Raw genomic sequence first — 17,263 nt, 5'->3', positions numbered from 1 at the left:
GCGCGCGCCGGCGGGCGTCCGGGGAGGACGCGGGGGCGCCGGTCAGCGGCGCTTTCGTTTGGCCTTGCCGGACGGGCCGGAGGGACCCGAGCCGCCGGGCTTGCGGCCGCCGTTCGGCGGCGTGCCGTCACCCGTGGCGCCGTCGCCGCCCGCGGTGGGCGTGGCGGGCGCGGCGCCGCCGTCCGACCCGGCGGTCGGCGCACCGTCGCCGGCCGGCGCGGCCGGGGGAGTCACGGGGCGGCCGCCCTTGCCGCGGACCGGCTTGGCGCCCGGCCGGGGGGCGAGCGACTGGGGGGCGCGAGCGGCCCGCTCCGCCTCCGCGGCGGCCTTGGCGGCCGGCGATCCGGGGGGCGGGGGCAGCTTCTTGAGGATGTAGAACTGCTGGCCCAGGGTCCACAGGTTGTTGGCGAACCAGTACAGCAGGACGCCGATCGGGAAGAAGAAGCCGGAGACGAACAGGCTCAGCGGCATCCCGTAGAGCATGAACTTCTGCACCATCGCGGCCTGGCCCTCGACCGGCCCCGAGCGCTTCATGATCTGCTTCTGCGTGAAGAACGTGGTGGCGCACATGATCACGATGAGCGCCATCGCGACCACGCGGATGTTGGTGTAGCTGCCGTCGGTGAGCGCGAGGATGGCGCTCTCCTTGGGCTCTTGCATCTTGAACGACGCGGAGATCGGCGCCCCGAACAGCTTGGCGACCGCGGCCTGCTGCGTGAGCTCGTCGCTCCAGGTGTAGAGCCCGTCGGCCCCGGGCTGGATCCGGCGCAGGACGTGGAACAGGCCGATGAAGACGGGAATCTGCGGCAGGATCGGCAGGCAGCCGGCCAGCGGGTTGACCCCGCGCTCCTTCTGCAGCGCCATCACGGCCTGGCTGAAGCCCTGCCGGTCACTGCCGAACTGCTTGCGCAGCGCCTGGATCTCCGGCTGGATCTCCTGCATCGCCCGCTGCGACTTCACCTGCCGGATGAACAGCCGGAACAGCAGGATCCGGATCGTGACGACCAGGAAGATGATCGACAGCGCCCACGACAGGCCACCGGCCGGGTCGAGGAACGTGGAGAAGAGCGCGTGCCACCGCGCCATCACCCACGAGATCGCGATGTAGATGGGATCAAGCAACGGAGGACTCCTCCTGCGGGGCCCCGTGGGCCGGCGGGGTGACGAGGTCGGGCACCTGCACGGGCGCCGCTGTGGACGACGAGCGGCCCGGGTCGGTGGTTCCGGGACGGCGGCGGGACCGGGGCTCGGGCACCAGGTCCACCCCGCCGGGATGCCACGGCGCGCACTTGACCAGCCGGCGCAGCGCCAGCCAGGTGCCGCGAGCCGCGCCGTGGCGCTCGATCGCCTCGAGCGCGTAGGCGCTGCACGAGGGGTAGAAGCGGCAGCGCGGTGGCAGCGCCGGGCTGATCGCCCGCTGGTAGAAGCGGACGGCGGCCAGGAGGGCGCCGGTCACGAGGGCCGGATCCGCTCGGGCAGGACGCGGTCGAGCCCCGCCGACAGATCGCGGCGCAGCCGGTCGGAAGACGCCTCGGCGGCCTCGGGACGGGCGCGGACCACCAGGTCGGCGGTGGGAGGCAGGCGGTGCAGCTCCTCGCGGACGACCGCGCGCAGCCGCCGGGTCACGCGGTGGCGGACCACCGAGTTGCCGACCGCCTTGCCCACGACGAAACCCGCGCGCGGTCCGGCGGCCCCGGCGGGGAGCTCGGGGCGCTGCGGGAGGTAGTGGAGCACCATGGTCGGCCGCCCGACGCGCCGCCCCGACCGGACGACCGCGGTGAACTCCGGACGCCGGCGCAGGCGTGCCTGCGCGGGCAACACCTCAGGCGGAGAGCTTCTCGCGACCCTTGCGCCGACGGCCGGCGATGATCGCCCGGCCCGCGCGGGTGCGCATCCGCAGCCGGAAGCCGTGGGTCTTGGACCGACGACGGTTGTTCGGCTGGAACGTGCGCTTGCTCACGAGGTACTCCTACTACACGGCATCGGCGGTCGCGTGCCCGCCGGCCGACGGGCACGCTCGGGGTACTACGCGGACACGGCGCGAGCCGCACCCGGGAAGCCCCGGAAGCTGGTTCCGCGGAGACGACCGGCAGGCAGGTTCCTCCTGCGCGGGAGCCGGGGCGCTCTGCAGACTCCGACCAGCATAACCGAGGATCGCCGTCCCCCGGCGGCCGGCCGGACGGCGACCGCCCAGGCTGCACCAGCCGCGCCGGACCGTCCCCGAGGCACGCCGTGAGGACGTCCACGGAAACGGAGTCCGACGCGCCCGGGAACGGCCGCTGATCGTTGCCGGGCTGTGGACACGGCTGTTAGCGTCGCCGTCGCTCCGCGTCGCGCCGACGGGCTCCGGCGCAGGGCCGACCCGTCGGTCGCACCGACCCGCCGTTCCCCCGTCCGCCTGGCCCGACAGGGCTATGACCAGCACATACTCCCCGGCCGAGACCGCCGCCCGCGGTCTCCGGGGGACGCCGTGCCCGGTCATGCACACCCTGTGGACAGCGATGTGGAACCCGTGTGTTCGGGTATCCACAGGACGCGGCGAAGATGGTGCCGCGTGCCGGGCACGCCGGACGGGTGCGGCGCGCCGACACGGGGCCGGCGCCACGGGGGAACCGGGCACCGGCCCGGGATCAGAAGGCAAGGGGAGGACGACGGGCATGACCGATGCCACGCTGGACCTGGCGACGGTCTGGGACCAGATCCGCGAGCGGTTGGCCACGAGCCTGTCCCCGCAGCAGAACGCGATGCTCAACCTGACCCGCCCCCTCGGGCTGGTCGAGGACACCGCCGTCCTGGCCGCGCCGAACGAGTTCACCCAGACCGTCCTCGAGTCCCGCATGCGGCGGGTGCTCTCCGAGGCGCTGTCGGAGTGCTTCGGCCGTGACATCCGGGTCGCCGTCCAGCTCGAGGACGCGCCGCCCGAGCCGACCGCCCCCGCCGAGGAGCCGCCGACCCGCCGGCCGTGGGCGTCGGTCGAGGCGCGCCGGGCCGAGGAGGACCAGGAGACGCGCGACCGCGCCGACGACGGGCGCAGCGCCTTCGGCGTGCGGGCCGACGCCGGCCGCAGCCCAGTGTGGGAGCGCGAGCCGGCCGAGAGCTGGGCCGAGCCGGCGCCGGCCGACCGCCCCGAGACCGTCGCCGAGCCTCCGGGCCGGCCGGCCGCCGACCGCGGCGCCCCCGAGGACTGGAGCACGCCGGGCTGGACCACCGGCCCGGCCGAGGAGCCCGCACCGCTCGCCGCGGAGGAGCACACCGCCGACGTCCTGCCCTTCGATCTCGACGTCCCGGGGGAGAGCGGCCGGGCCAACGGCGCCGGGCGCACCCGTCGTCCCGAGGCGGCCCGGTCCGGCGCGGCCCGCGGCGGCGAGGTCACCTCGTTCAGCGACCGGCGGCCGGCCGCCGCGGCCGACCCGGGGCTGAACCCGAAGTACGTCTTCGACAGTTTCGTCATCGGCAACAGCAACCGGTTCGCCCACGCCGCGGCGGTCGCGGTCGCCGAGGCGCCGGCCCGCGCCTACAACCCGCTGTTCATCTACGGCGAGTCCGGGCTGGGCAAGACCCACCTGCTGCACGCCATCGGCCACTACGCCGCGCGCATGTTCCCCAACGTGCGCGTCCGCTACGTGAGCACCGAGGAGTTCACCAACGAGTTCATCAACCTGGTGCACTCCGGGCGGGCCGAGGACTTCCGCCGCCGCTACCGGGACATCGACTTCCTGCTCATCGACGACATCCAGTTCCTGGAGCGCGCCGAGCGGACGCAGGAGGAGTTCTTCCACACGTTCAACACGCTGCACAACGCCAGCAAGCAGATCGTCATCACCTCCGACCGGCCGCCGAAGAAGCTGACCACGCTCGAGGACCGGCTGCGGACGCGGTTCGAGTGGGGGCTGATCACCGACGTCCAGGCGCCGGACCTCGAGACCCGCATCGCGATCCTGCGCAAGAAGGCGTGGGGCGAGCGGCTGCAGGTGCCCGACGCCGTGCTCGAGTTCATCGCCAGCAAGGTGCAGACCAACATCCGCGAGCTCGAGGGCGCGCTGATCCGGGTCACCGCGTTCGCCAGCCTGAACAAGCAGCAGGTCGACCTGCCGCTGGCCGAGCTCGTGCTCAAGGACCTGATCAGCGACGAGCAGGGTCCGCAGATCACCGCCGCGATCATCATGGCGGCCACCGCGGAGTACTTCTCCGTGACGATGGAGGAGCTGCAGGGCACCAACCGCAGCCGCACGCTGGTCAACGCCCGGCAGATCGCGATGTATCTCTGCCGCGAGCTGACCGAGCTCTCCCTGCCCCGGATCGGCGCCTCGTTCGGCGGCAAGGACCACACCACCGTCATGCACGCGGTCAAGAAGATCACCAACCTGATGAGCGAGCGCCGCGCGACGTACACGCAGGTCACCGAGCTGACCGCCCGCATCAAGAGCCGCGCCCGGCAATAGGCCCCCTCCCGGGTCCCGCCCCGAGCTTGCGAGGGGTGGGGAGGAGGGGGTCCTTTCTCTTCGGCCGGTCGACTTATCCCCACCTGTGGGGAACTGTGTGCATGGCGTAACCCCACGTCCGGGGCGGATCCGCGGCGGTCGTCGGCGTCGCCGTCGTCGACTCGTCGAGAAGTTGTCCCCAGGAATGTGCACAGGTTGGGGAGATCTCGTGTGCGCCGGCTCACATCCGGTCAGGGACGCGCCCGCCGGGGGCGGGTGACCCTTGCGCCCCGCAGCCGGACACTGCTCGACCGCCGATGTAATTCCACCGGTGTGACCTGCACTTTCGCCCTCAGCTGCCCGGTGAGCCCCGACCGCGTGCGTCCCGGGGTCATGGGCCTGCGGATGACCTGGGGATCCGGCCGGGGGTGCACAGGGGACAGTGCGTGGACGACGACGGGCCCGTGTGCACGGCCGTCGAGATGTCCACGTGTCGACACAGGGAACCGGTCGCGCGCCCACAGCGAGCCAACATGTCGACGTGGGCGCTGACCTGCGCGAAGGGCCGTCGTCCCCAGCTTCCACACCAGTGATGACGAGGATGAAGGAGATATCTCGAGGTTTTCTCGAACCACACTCTGGGTGGGGAAGCCGGCCCGAGCGTGGTGCCAGAGGGGCTGCAGAAGGGCATCGAGGAGCCGGGGTTGCCCCCGGGCCGACCGCACCAGGCACGATGAGCACCGCACAGAGCACGGGAGATCCCGCGGACGGGGAGGACGACGCCAGTCGTTGTCCCGCCCGGGCAGAGCTGAAGTGGGTCGAGTCATGAAGTTCCGGGTGGCACGTGAGGTGCTCGCCGACGCGGTCGCGTGGACGGCGCGCAGCCTTCCGCCGCGGCCGTCGGTGCCCGTCCTTGCCGGGATCCTGCTGGAGGTGGACGGCAACCAGCTGTCCGTCTCCGGCTTCGACTACGAGGTGTCGGCCCGGGCCGAGGTCGACGTGCACGCCACCGAGGCCGGCCGCGCGCTGGTCCCCGGCCGGCTGCTGGCCGAGATCACCCGCGCCCTGCCGCCGCACCCGGTGGAGATCACCGCCGAGGGTCCGCGGCTGGCCATCGCCTGCAGCAACGCCCGGTTCAGCCTGCCGACCCTGCCGGTGGAGGACTACCCGTCGCTGCCGGCCATGCCGTCGTCGGCCGGGGTCGTCGACAGCGACGTCTTCGCCGAGGCCGTCGGCCAGGTGGCGGTGGCCGCGGGCCGCGACGACACCCTGCCGATGCTGACCGGCGTCCGGCTGGAGATCGAGGACGACCTGATCACCCTGGCCGCGACCGACCGGTACCGGCTGGCGGTGCGCGAGTTCGCCTGGCGGCCGGAGACCCCGGGCACCTCGGCCGCGGTCCTGGTGCCGGCCCGCACGCTGGCCGACGCGGCCAAGACCCTGACCAGCGGCCCGGAGATCGTCGTCTCGCTGTCCTCCGGCGGCTCCGGCGAGGGCATCCTCGGCCTGTCCGGCAAGGACCGGCAGACCACCACCCGGCTGCTGGACGCCGAGTTCGTCAAGTACCGGGCGATCATGCCGAGCGAGTCGAACGCGAACGCGATCCTGCCGGTCGGCCTGTTCACCGACGCGGCCAAGCGCGTCGCGCTGGTCGCCGAGCGCGGCACCCCGCTGCGCTGCGAGTTCACGCCGGGTCAGGTCACGCTGCGGGCCGGGGGCACCGACGACGAGGGGCAGGCAGAGGAGCGCTGCGACGTCGAGTTCGACGGCGAGCCGCTGACCATCGGTTTCAACCCGACGTTCCTGCTCGACGGGCTGGCCTCGGTGCACTCCCCGCGGGCGCGCATGGACTTCACCAGTCCGCTCAAGCCCGCCGTCCTCTCGGGGGTCGACGAGCCGGCGACCGACGACGAGGGCAGCGGTTCGGGCAGCACGCCGGCCCGCCCCGCCGAGCGCGGCGGCAGCTACCGCTACCTGATCATGCCGGTGCGGCTGCCGGGCTGAGCGCCGGCGCAGGTGTCAGGGACAGCGACCACGGGCACCGCGCAACGGACTTCGCACATCGTTCGAGAGAGGACTTCGCCGTGCAGCTGGGGCTGATCGGTCTGGGCAAGATGGGCGGCAACATGGCCGAGCGGGTGCGCCGCGCCGGCCACGAGGTCGTGGGCTACGACAAGTTCTCCGGGAAGCGCGACGTCGACAGCCTGGAAGCCCTGGTCGCGGCGCTGGACGCACCCCGCGTCGTGTGGGTGATGGTGCCCTCGGGCGAGGCCACCCGGTCGACGGTCCGCGAGCTCGCCGAGGTGCTCGAGCCGGGGGACGTCGTCGTCGAGGGCGGCAACTCCCGGTACACCGACGACCCGGTGCACGCCGAGCTGCTCGGCGCCAAGGGCATCGGCTACCTCGACTGCGGTGTCTCCGGCGGCGTGTGGGGCCTCGAGAACGGCTACGCGCTGATGGTCGGCGGCGACGCGGCGGACGTGGCCAAGGTCCAGCCGATCTTCGACGCGCTCCGGCCGCCCGCGCCGACCGACGGGTCGGGCCAGGAGCTGCCCGGTGTGGGCTACGTGCACGCGGGCCGGGTCGGCGCCGGGCACTTCTCGAAGATGGTCCACAACGGCATCGAATACGCGATGATGCAGGCCTACGGCGAGGGCTACGAGCTGCTCGAGGCCGTCGACCTCGTCGACGACGTCCCCGGGGTGATCGCCTCGTGGACGCAGGGCACGGTGATCCGGTCGTGGCTGCTCGACCTGCTGGTCCGCGCGCTGCACGAGGACCCGAAGCTGGAGCGGATCAAGGGCTACGCGGAGGACTCCGGCGAGGGCCGCTGGACGGTGGAGCAGGCGATCGAGCACGCCGTCCCGATGCCGGCGATCGCCGGCGCGCTGTTCGCCCGGTTCGCCTCGCGCCAGGAGGAGTCCCCGACCATGAAGGCGGTCGCGGCGCTGCGCAATCAGTTCGGCGGGCACGCCGTGCGCGCCGTCGCGGCGCAGGAGGCCGAGCGCCCCGCGTGAGAAAGGACCTCGTTGCCCCCCACGCCTCGCAGGCTCGGCGCGGGCCCCTGCAACGAGGCCGTTCCAGCACCTCACGGGGAGGGTGACGGGTGTACGTCCGGCACCTCCAGCTGGGCTCCTTCCGCAACTGGGAGCGGGTCGACCTGGCGCTGCGCCCCGGGCCGACGGTGTTCGTCGGCCGCAACGGCGAGGGCAAGACCAACCTGGTCGAGGCGGTCGGCTACCTGGCGACGCTGAGCAGCCACCGGGTGGCGACCGACGCGCCGCTGGTGCGCCACGGCGATCCCCAGGCGGTGGTCCGGGCGGCGCTGCGCCGCGGCGACCGCGAGCTGCTCGTCGAGATCGAGGTCAACCCCGGCCGGGCCAACCGGGTGCGGGTCAACCGGGCGCCGCTGCCGCGGCCGCGCGAGCTGATCGGCGTCGTGAAGAGCGTGCTGTTCGCCCCGGAGGACCTCGCCCTCGTCCGCGGCGACCCGACGGAGCGGCGGCGGTTCCTCGACGAGCTGCTGGTCAGCCGCACGCCGCGGCTGGCCGGGGTGCGCAGCGACTACGACCGGGTGCTCAAGCAGCGCAACGCGCTGCTCAAGACCGCCCGGCTGGCCCGCGGGGACGCACTGGCCACCCTCGACGTCTGGGACGGCCACCTGGTGGACCTCGGCAGCCAGCTGCTCGCCGCCCGGCTGCGGCTGGTCGCCGACCTCGCCCCGCACGTGGCCCGCGCCTACGCCGGTGTCGCTGGACCGGGGGCCGCGCCGGCCGGTCTCGGCCACGCGAGCACGGTGCCGCTCGCCGGGGACGGGTCGCCGGTCGCCGAGGGGACGGCGCTGCCCACGGTGGCCGAGCTCGCCGAGGCCCTGCGCGCGCGGGTCGAGGAACGCCGCCGCGACGAGGTGGACCGCGGGATGACGCTGGTCGGTCCGCACCGCGACGACCTGGTCATCCACCTCGGCCCGGTCCCGGCCAAGGGGTTCGCCAGCCACGGCGAGTCCTGGTCGCTGGCGCTCGCGCTGAAGCTGGCCACCTTCGCCCTCTTCCGGGCCGACGGCGAGGAGCCGATCCTCGTGCTGGACGACGTCTTCGCCACCCTCGACGCCGATCGCCGGGCCGCGCTGGCGGCGGTGGCCCGCTCGGCCGAGCAGACGCTGATCACCGCCGCCGTGCTGGAGGACGTGCCGGTGGAGCTGCGGGGTGCGGTGGTGCTGGTGGCCGGGGGGACGGCGACCCCGCTGGGCGACCCGGCGCCGGAGTTGCTGGGGGTGCCCGGTGAGCGATGAGCGCCCCGCCCGGCCCAGCGACATCGCCCGCGCGGCGCTCGAGGCCGCTCGCGCCGCCTCGGTCGCCCGCCCGCAGCCAACCCGGCGGCGGATCGCCGGGCCCCGCCGCACGTGGACCGGCCCCCGCCCCGGCGACGACGACCCGCAGCCGCTCGGCCGGCTGGTCGACTCCCTGGTGACCCAGCAGGACTGGTCCGCGCGGACCAAGGTCGGGTCGGTGTTCGGCCGGTGGTCGGCGATCGTCGGCGAGGACATCGCGGCGCACTGCCGGCCGGAGACGCTCACCGAGGGCGAGCTGCTCGTCGTCGCGGAGTCCACCGCCTGGGCCACCCAGCTGCGGCTGCTCGCGCCGACGATCCTCGGCAAGCTGCGCGCCTCGGTCGGCGGGGACGTCGTGACGAAGTTGCGCGTTGTCGGACCGACGGCGCCCAGCTGGAAGAAGGGGCCGCGCTCCGTGCGCGGCCGCGGGCCCCGCGACACGTACGGATAGGGGGACGGCGGCGGACCGGCCGGCTCCCGGGAGGACGATGCAGCGATGACGAGCGACCGGGACGGCTTCGACGACCGCCGTGACGAGGGCAGCGGCTGGCAGGAGCCGGCCCACCTGGGCCAGGGCGGCCGGCAGCCGGCCGACGAGGGCGGCCCGTCGCGCGCCGACTGGGAGCCGCCCGGCTGGTCGCTGCCGCCGGCCGAGCCGCAGCGCGACGTCCCCGGCGCGCTCCCCGAGCAGGGGCCTGCGCCGGCCGGGGGCTTCTTCGGCCCGCCGCGGCGGCGGCTGACCGAGGGGCAGGCGGTCTTCCGCTACCAGGGCGACCTCGTCGGGGCACAGGCGTGGGCCCTGCAGCACGGCTGGACGATCAGCGAGGGGACCGGCCCGGAGGACGCCGTCCTCGCGGAGCTGATCGCGGCCGCGCCGGTCCGCCTCGGCAAGGACCACCGCCCGGCGGGCGTGATGCGCGGCCGGGCCGGCACGCTCGAGCTGGTCGCCTTCGACGTCCTCTACGCCTCCGGCCGCTACCGGGTGCCCGAGTACGCGGTCACCGCCGCCCCGGTGCTGCTGCCCCTGCCGCGGATGCGGCTGACCCCCGCCCGCTTCTGGAAGCACCGCACCGGCGGCCTGCTGCAGATCCCCAGCGGGGACGAGGAGTTCGACGCCCGCTGGGTGCTGCTCTCCGCCGAGGACAGCCCCGACCTGCGCCGCCTGGTGCAGGACCCGACCGTCCGGGGCCTGCTGCTCGGCAGTGACGACGGCGACGAGTTCTGGACCGCCGCGGGGCACGTGGCCGCGATCCGGCCCGACGGGCACCGGCCGTCGCTGATCGAGCACCACGCCCGCCTGCTCGGCGCCGTCGTCGGCGCGCTGGCCGGGGTCTGAGCGTCCGTGCGACGCCCGTGAGCGCCGCCGGCGAGGAGCAGGAGGGCCCGGCCCCGTCTGCCCGGCCGCGGGACCTGCTCCCGCTGCTGCGCCCGCACCGCCGCGCCCTCGGCGTCGCGGCCGCGCTCAGCCTGGCGGGGGCGGCCGCCGCGCTGGCCCAGCCGCTGCTCGTCTCCCGGGTGATCGAGGCGGTCGGCCGCGGCGGCGCGCTGCTCCCCGCGGTCAGCGGACTGGTCCTCGTCCTGGTCGCGGCGGCCGTCCTCGGCGCGGTCGAGCAGTACGTGCTGCAGCGGACGGCGGAGGGCGTCGTCCTCACGACCCGGCGGACGCTGACCGACCGGCTGCTGCGGCTGCCGGTGGCCGAGTACGACCGCCGCCGCACCGGCGACCTGATGTCGCGGGTCGGCGCCGACACCACGCTGCTGCGGGCCACGGTCACCTCCGGCGTGGTGCAGATCGCGGGCTCGGCGGTGGTCGGTGCCGGGGCGCTGATCGCGATGGCCGTGGTCGACGGGTGGCTGCTGCTGGTCACCGTGCTGGCGGTCTCCCTCGGCGCCGCGGTGGCGATCACGGTGGCCCGCGGCGCGCGTCGGCTCTCGCGGCAGGCGCAGGAGGAGGTGGGCGCGATGAGCGCGGCCGTGGAGCGTGCGCTCTCCGCCGTCCGCACGATCCGGGCCAGTGGCGCCACCGAGCGGGAGGTCGCGGTCGTCGGCGCCAGCGCCACCCGCGCCTACACGGCCGGTATCCGGCTGGCGCGGCTGCAGGCGATGATCTCGCCGGCCGGCTCGATCGCCGTCCAAGGGGCGTTCCTCGCCGTCCTCGGGGTGGGCGGGTACCGCGTCGCCACCGGCTCGATCGCGGTCGCCGACCTGGTGGCCTTCATCCTCTACCTGTTCCTGCTGGTCATCCCGCTGGGTCAGACGATCGGGGCGTGGACGCAGATCCAGACCGGGCTGGGCGCGCTCGGCCGGATCGGTGAGGTGCTCGCCCTCTCGCCGGAGCGCGACGACCGGCCCGAGCGCGGCGGCGCGACCGCCCTGCCCCGTACGCCGGCGCCGGGAGCGCCGGTCCCGCTGCTCGAGCTGGACGACGTCTCGTTCACCTATCCCGACGGCACCGCGGTGCTGCACGGGTTGTCGCTGACGGTGCCCGCGGGCAGCCGGGTCGCCCTGGTCGGCCCGTCGGGCGCCGGCAAGTCCACGGTGCTCGCGCTGATCGAGGGCTTCTACCCGCTGACCGGCGGGGCGATCCGCTGGGCGGGCACCGACGTGCGCGACCTGCCGCGCGCGGCGCTGCGGGCCCGGCTCGGCTACGTCGAGCAGGAGGCGCCCGTGCTGGCCGGGACGGTGCGGGAGAACCTGCTGCTGGCCGCGCCGCAGGCCGGGGACGACGAGCTGTGGGCGGTGCTGGCCGACGTCGGCCTGACCGGCATCGTGCAGCGCTCCCCGCGCGGCCTGGACGTGCCGGTCGGCGACGACGGCGTCCTGCTCTCCGGCGGCGAGCGCCAGCGGCTGGCGATCGCCCGCTCGCTGCTGGCCCGCCCCGCCCTGCTGCTGCTCGACGAGCCGACCGCCAGCCTCGACGCGCGCAACGAGAGCCTGCTGCGGCAGACGCTGGCCGCGGCCGCCGCCGACCGGTCGCTGCTCGTCGTCGCGCACCGGCTGTCCACGGTGCTCGACAGCGACCAGATCGTCGTCCTCGACGGCGGCCGGGCCGTGGCCCGCGGCACGCACGCCGAGCTGGTCGACGCCAGCCCCCTCTACCGGGAGCTCGCCGCCGCTCAGCTGCTGGTGTGAGCCTCGGCGCCGGCGCGGCCACGATCAGCTGAGGTGATCCCAGCGCGTCCTGGATCAGGGCCGGAGGCGAGCCAGGACGCGTCGCGGTGAGCTAGGACGTCGCCGCGTCCTCGGCGGCCTTCGCCACGTTGCGGACCATGCCGCCGAACACGATCCCGTGGAACGGTGCGACGGCCCACCAGTACAGGTGCCCGAGCAGCCCCCGCGGGTGGAACGTCGCCCTCTGCCGCAGCCGGGTCGTCCCGCCCTCGTGTTCCACGTGGAACTCGAGCCAGGCGAGCCCGGGGAGCCGCATCTCCGCGCGCAGCCGCAGCAGCCGGCCGTCCTCGACCTCCTCGACCCGCCAGAAGTCCAGCGCGTCCCCGACGTAGAGGTCGCGCGGGTGCCGCCGGCCGCGCCGCAACCCCACGCCGCCGACCAGCCGGTCCAGCGCGCCGCGGACCTCCCACGCCAGGGGGAACGAGTACCAGCCGGCCTCCCCGCCGATCCCCTCGACGACCCGCCACAGCGCACTCGGCTCGGCCGGGGTCGCGCGCACCCGCTCGTCGACGTAGAGGCTGCCGCCGGCCCAGTCCGGGTCGGTCGGCAGCGGGTCGGACGGCGCACCGGGCACCGACGCCGACGACCACCGGGTGGCGACGGCGGCCTCCCGCACCCGCTGCAGGGCCAGCCGCACCGCGGCGTCGAAGCCGAGCAGCCCCTGCGGCGGGTCCGGGATGAACCGGGCGATGTCGTGCTCGCCGCAGACGACCGTGTTGCGGAGGGACTCGACCAGCGGCCGCGCGATCGATGCCGGCACCGGGGTGACCAGCCCGACCCAGTGGCTCGACAGCGAGGGGCTCAGCACGGGCACGGGCACGATGCGCCGCCGCGGGAGCCCGGCCACCTGGGCGTAGCGCTGCATCATCTCGGCGTAGGTCATGACGTCGGGTCCGCCGACGTCGAAGGACCGGTGCACGCCGGCCGGCAGCGTCGCGCAGCCGACCAGGTAGCGCAGCACGTCCCGGACGGCGATCGGCTGGATCCGGCTCTGCACCCAGCGCGGGGTGACCATCACCGGCAGCCGCTCGGTGAGGTAGCGCAGCATCTCGAACGACGCCGACCCCGAGCCCAGGACGATCGCCGCCCGCAGCACGACGGTCGGCACCCCGGAGCCGAGCAGGATCTCGGCCACCTCCGCCCGCGAGCGCAGGTGCGGCGAGAGGTCCTCGCCGCGCGGCTCGAGCCCGCCGAGGTAGACCAGCCGGCCGACGCCGGCGGCCGCGGCGGCCCGCGCCATGACGCGGGCGGTGCGCCGGTCGGTCTCCTCGAACTCCGATCCGGTCCCGAGCGCGTGGATCAGGTAGTAGACGACGTCCACGCCGGCGCACGCCGCGGCGACCGCGTCGGCATCCCCCGCGTCGGCCCGCACGACCTCGACCCGGCCCGCCCACGGGTGGTCCCGCAGCCGCTCCGGCGAGCGGCTCATCACGCGGACCCGGTGCCCGGCGGCGAGGAGCTCGGGAACCAGCCGGCCGCCGATGTAGCCGGTCGCGCCGGTCACCAGGCAGGTCAGCGACGGGGGGACGGCGGGACTGGCCACCCGTCCGAGTGTCGGCCGTCTTCCGAGTCGCCGCTCGGGCGCGGACCGTCCACGATCGACGTCCCGAGGACCGGAACCGGAGTCGAGCAGGAGGCGCAGATGGCCCACACCCAGGAGACCGAGGCGCTCCCGCCGGGCCAGCAGCCGAGCCTGCGCCGGGTGATGGGCCCCGGCCTGCTGCTGCTGTTCGTCATCGGCGACGTGCTCGGCACCGGCATCTACGCGCTGACCGGGACGGTCGCCGCCGAGGTCGGCGGGGTCGTGTGGCTGCCCTTCCTCATCGCCTTCCTGGTCGCGCTGATCACCGCGTTCAGCTATCTGGAGCTGGTCACGAAGTACCCGCAGGCCGCCGGCGCCGCGCTCTACACGCACAAGGCCTTCGGCGTGCACTTCGTGACGTTCCTCGTGGCCTTCGCCGTGATGAGCTCGGGCATCACCTCGGCGTCCACCGCGGCGCGGGCGTTCAGCGCCAACTTCGCCGAGGTGTTCGACCTCGGCGTCAGCGAGGGCATCGGCATCACGCTGCTCGGCCTGGGCTTCATGACCCTCGTCGCGCTGGTGAACCTCCGCGGCGTCGGCGAGAGCGTGAAGACCAACGTCGTGCTCACCTGCGTCGAGCTCTCCGGCCTGCTGATCGTCATCGGCGTCGGCCTGTGGGCGCTCGGCTTCGGCGGGGGCGACTTCTCCCGCGTGACTGAGTTCGACACCGGCGACAGGTCGGTCTTCGCCGGCGTCGTCGCGGCCACCGGCCTCGCGTTCTTCGCGATGGTCGGCTTCGAGGACTCGGTCAACATGGCCGAGGAGTGCAAGGACCCGCGCCGGATCTTCCCCAAGGTGCTGCTCGCCGGACTGATCACCACCGGTCTGATCTACGTGCTGGTCTCGATCTCGGCGATCGCGCTCGTGCCGGCCGACCGGCTCAGCGAGGGCGACACCCCGCTGCTGCAGGTGGTCGAGGCCGGCGCGCCCGCCTTCCCGCTGGGCCTGTTCGGCGTCATCACGATGTTCGCCGTCGCCAACACCGCGCTCATCAACATGCTCATGGCCAGCCGGCTGGTCTACGGCCTCTCCCGCGAGGGCGTGCTGCCGCCGCTGCTGGGCCGGGTGCACCGCGGCCGCCGGACCCCGGTGCCGGCGATCCTGTTCACCACCGCGCTCGCCTTCGGGCTGATCACGTTCGTCGGCGCCGTCCCCGCGCTCGGCGGTACCACGGCGCTGCTGCTGCTGTGCGTGTTCACCGTCGTCAACGTCGCCGTCCTGGTGCTGCGGCGCGACCGCGTCGCGGAGGAGCACTTCCGCACGCCGACCGTCCTGCCGGTCGTCGGCGCCCTGGCCTGCGGGTTCCTCGCCACGCCGCTGTCCGGGCGGCCCGCGGAGCAGTACCGGATCGCCGGGATCCTGCTCGGGATCGGCGTCGTCCTGTGGGTGGTCACCGTGCTGGTCAACCGGTCGCGCGGCCGGGACGCCGGGCACCTCGACCCGGCCCGCCTGTCCGGGGACGACGCGGCCGGCTGAGCGGACCGGCCCAGCGGCCCGGGGACGGCGTGTCGGCCCCCGAGCCAAGACAGGTGGTAGCTGGCGGGTCGTTTGTGGCGCAGATCCGCGCTCAGGGCGTGGACGGCGGCATTCCTGTCGTAGCCCCGGGTAGACTCGACAGCAGAAACCGCCAGCAACCGGCTCAGCGCCGTTCTGCGCCTTCGTCCCTCCCCCGTCGCCGGGGTCGTGGTGCGCCGGTTGCGCGAGAGGAAGGCCCCACGTGGTCGCTCGACCCAAGACCGACAACTCGTACTCCGGCAGCTCCATCACCGTCCTCGAGGGCCTCGAGGCGGTGCGCAAGCGCCCCGGCATGTACATCGGCTCCACCGGTGAGCGCGGCCTGCACCACATGGTGTGGGAGGTCGTCGACAACGCCGTCGACGAGGCGCTCGCCGGCTTCTGCGACACCGTCAAGGTGACCCTGCTGGCCGACGGCGGGGTCCGGGTCGAGGACAACGGCCGCGGCATCCCGGTGGACATGCACCCGGTCGAGAAGCGCCCGACCGTCGAGGTGATCATGACCGTCCTGCACGCGGGCGGGAAGTTCGACGGCAAGAGCTACGGGGTCTCCGGCGGTCTGCACGGCGTCGGCGTGACGGTCGTCAACGCGCTGTCCACGCGGCTCGACGTCCGGGTCTGGACACACGGCAAGGAGTGGCACCAGACCTACACCGAGGCCAAGCCGGGTCCGCTGGAGGAGGTCGGTCCGACCAAGAAGCGCGGGACCGCGATCACCTTCTGGGCCGACGACGGCATCTTCGAGACGACGCACTACTCGTTCGACACCATCAGCCGCCGGCTGCAGGAGATGGCCTTCCTCAACAAGGGCCTGAAGATCATCCTGCGTGACGAGCGCCCCGGGCAGAGCAAGGCCGAGACCGGCCTCTCCGACGAGGTGTCGGTCGCCGAGGAGGCGCCCGCCCCCACCGCCGAGGCCCAGGCCTTCGAGGCCACCGAGGTGACCTACCACTACGAGGGTGGGCTCATCGACTACGTCGGCCACATCAACGCGAAGAAGAACCCGATCCACAAGTCGGTGATCAGCTTCTCCGCCGAGGGCACCGGCAAGAACGACATGCGCATGTCGGTCGACGTCGCGATGCAGTGGTCCGAGGCGTACTCCGAGTCGGTGTACACCTTCGCCAACGTCATCAACACCCACGAGGGCGGCACCCACGAGGAGGGTTTCCGCGCGGCGCTGACCTCGATCGTGAACAAGTACGCGGTCGACAAGAAGCTGCTCAAGGAGAAGGACGAGAAGCTCACCGGCGAGGACATCCGCGAGGGCCTGGCCGCGATCGTCTCGGTGAAGATCGGCGACCCGCAGTTCGAGGGCCAGACGAAGACCAAGCTCGGCAACACCGAGGTCAAGGGCTTCGTGCAGCGCGTCTGCAACGAGCAGATCGGGCACTGGTTCGAGGCGAACCCGTCCGAGGCCAAGATGATCATCACCAAGGCGAGCTCGGCGGCCCGCGCCCGGCGCGCGGCGCAGGACGCCCGCAAGCTGGCCCGCAAGAACGTGCTCAACAACAACTCGCTGCCGGGCAAGCTGGCCGACTGCCGCTCGACCGACCCGCGCAACTCCGAGATCTACATCGTCGAGGGCGACTCGGCCGGCGGTTCGGCGAAGTCCGGCCGCGACTCGATGTTCCAGGCGATCCTGCCGATCCGCGGCAAGATCATCAACGTCGAGAAGGCGCGGATCGACCGGGTCCTCAAGAACACCGAGGTCCAGTCGATGATCACGGCCTTCGGTACCGGCATCCACGACGAGTTCGACCTGTCGAAGCTGCGCTACCACAAGATCGTGCTGATGGCCGACGCCGACGTCGACGGCCAGCACATCCGCACGCTGCTGCTCACCCTGCTGTTCCGCTTCATGCGGCCGCTGGTCGAGGCCGGGCACGTCTACCTGGCCCAGCCGCCGCTGTACAAGATCAAGTGGGGCGGCAAGATCGGTGACGAGTACGTCTACACCGACAAGGAGCGCGACGCCGTCCTCAAGGCCGGCGCCGAGGCCGGCCGCAAGCTGCCCAAGGACGACGCGATCCAGCGGTTCAAGGGCCTCGGCGAGATGAACGCGACCGAGCTCTGGGAGACGACGATGAACCCGGAGACCCGGATCCTGCTGCAGGTGACGCTGGAGGACGCGGCCACCGCCGACGAGCTGTTCAGCGTGCTCATGGGCGAGGACGTCGAGGCCCGCCGCAGCTTCATCACCCGCAACGCCAAGGACGTCCGCTTCCTCGACGTGTGAGGAAG

At 73.6% G+C, this 17,263-nt stretch carries 14 protein-coding genes; 9 read left to right on the top strand and 5 right to left on the bottom strand.

What is annotated here, in order from left to right; genetic code table 11:
* Positions 1-42: 42 nt before the first annotated feature.
* Genes yidC through rpmH form a run of 4 tightly spaced genes read right to left on the bottom strand, consistent with a single transcriptional unit; the run spans position 43 to position 1,960 of the window.
* The gene (yidC, locus tag ACWIYF_RS01025; RefSeq protein WP_448626252.1) at positions 43-1,122 is read right to left on the bottom strand and encodes a membrane protein insertase YidC; all 1,080 of its coding nucleotides are present in this window, start codon (positions 1,120-1,122) and stop codon (positions 43-45) included.
* A complete protein-coding gene (gene yidD / locus ACWIYF_RS01020; protein ID WP_448626251.1) occupies positions 1,115-1,456 on the bottom strand; it encodes a membrane protein insertion efficiency factor YidD in 342 nt (113 codons plus the stop codon). Before yidD ends, yidC begins: the two co-directional genes overlap by 8 nt.
* Complete coding sequence (gene rnpA, locus ACWIYF_RS01015) at positions 1,453-1,821, bottom strand: ribonuclease P protein component (RefSeq protein WP_448626250.1); 369 nt, start codon at positions 1,819-1,821, stop codon at positions 1,453-1,455. Before rnpA ends, yidD begins: the two co-directional genes overlap by 4 nt.
* Position 1,822: 1 nt before the next feature.
* Complete coding sequence (rpmH, locus tag ACWIYF_RS01010) at positions 1,823-1,960, bottom strand: 50S ribosomal protein L34 (protein WP_089305879.1); 138 nt, start codon at positions 1,958-1,960, stop codon at positions 1,823-1,825.
* A gap of 697 nt (positions 1,961-2,657) precedes the next feature.
* On the opposite strand from rpmH, the gene dnaA reads away from it, so the two are divergent.
* From dnaA to ACWIYF_RS00975, 7 genes are all read left to right on the top strand, one after another.
* The gene (dnaA, locus tag ACWIYF_RS01005) at positions 2,658-4,442 is read left to right on the top strand and encodes a chromosomal replication initiator protein DnaA (RefSeq protein WP_448626249.1); all 1,785 of its coding nucleotides are present in this window, start codon (positions 2,658-2,660) and stop codon (positions 4,440-4,442) included.
* Positions 4,443-5,246: 804 nt separating this feature from the next.
* Complete coding sequence (gene dnaN / locus ACWIYF_RS01000) at positions 5,247-6,425, top strand: DNA polymerase III subunit beta (RefSeq protein ID WP_448626248.1); 1,179 nt, start codon at positions 5,247-5,249, stop codon at positions 6,423-6,425.
* Positions 6,422-7,438, top strand: a complete 1,017-nt coding sequence (gene gnd / locus ACWIYF_RS00995; protein ID WP_448628719.1) for a phosphogluconate dehydrogenase (NAD(+)-dependent, decarboxylating) — start codon at positions 6,422-6,424, stop codon at positions 7,436-7,438. The genes dnaN and gnd overlap by 4 nt, the downstream gene beginning before the upstream one ends.
* 89 nt (positions 7,439-7,527) lie before the next feature.
* On the top strand, positions 7,528-8,712 hold the full coding sequence (gene recF / locus ACWIYF_RS00990; RefSeq protein WP_448626247.1) for a DNA replication/repair protein RecF: 1,185 nt from the start codon (positions 7,528-7,530) through the stop codon (positions 8,710-8,712).
* Positions 8,702-9,202: a DciA family protein gene (locus tag ACWIYF_RS00985; protein ID WP_448626246.1), complete on the top strand. Its 501-nt coding sequence runs from the start codon at positions 8,702-8,704 to the stop codon at positions 9,200-9,202. Before recF ends, ACWIYF_RS00985 begins: the two co-directional genes overlap by 11 nt.
* Before the next feature lie 45 nt (positions 9,203-9,247).
* Positions 9,248-10,087 carry a hypothetical protein gene (locus tag ACWIYF_RS00980; protein WP_448626245.1) on the top strand — a complete coding sequence of 280 codons (840 nt, stop codon included), beginning with the start codon at positions 9,248-9,250 and terminating at the stop codon, positions 10,085-10,087.
* 17 nt (positions 10,088-10,104) lie between these two features.
* Entirely contained in the window at positions 10,105-11,883 is a 1,779-nt protein-coding gene (locus ACWIYF_RS00975) for an ABC transporter ATP-binding protein (RefSeq protein WP_448626244.1), read from the top strand.
* A 91-nt stretch (positions 11,884-11,974) separates the two neighbouring features.
* Here the strand turns inward: ACWIYF_RS00975 and ACWIYF_RS00970 are convergent, their stop codons facing one another.
* The gene (locus ACWIYF_RS00970) at positions 11,975-13,465 is read right to left on the bottom strand and encodes an SDR family oxidoreductase (protein ID WP_448626243.1); all 1,491 of its coding nucleotides are present in this window, start codon (positions 13,463-13,465) and stop codon (positions 11,975-11,977) included.
* 99 nt (positions 13,466-13,564) lie between these two features.
* Between ACWIYF_RS00970 and ACWIYF_RS00965 the strand changes: the two genes are divergently transcribed.
* On the top strand, positions 13,565-14,980 hold the full coding sequence (locus ACWIYF_RS00965; RefSeq protein ID WP_448626242.1) for an APC family permease: 1,416 nt from the start codon (positions 13,565-13,567) through the stop codon (positions 14,978-14,980).
* Positions 14,981-15,221: 241 nt separating this feature from the next.
* Positions 15,222-17,258, top strand: coding sequence for a DNA topoisomerase (ATP-hydrolyzing) subunit B (gene gyrB / locus ACWIYF_RS00960; RefSeq protein ID WP_448626241.1), 2,037 nt, complete (start codon positions 15,222-15,224; stop codon positions 17,256-17,258).
* Positions 17,259-17,263 lie beyond the last annotated feature (5 nt).

It is taken from the genome of Geodermatophilus sp. URMC 64 (genome assembly GCF_053502555.1).
This window is presented reverse-complemented; position numbering and strand designations above follow the sequence as displayed.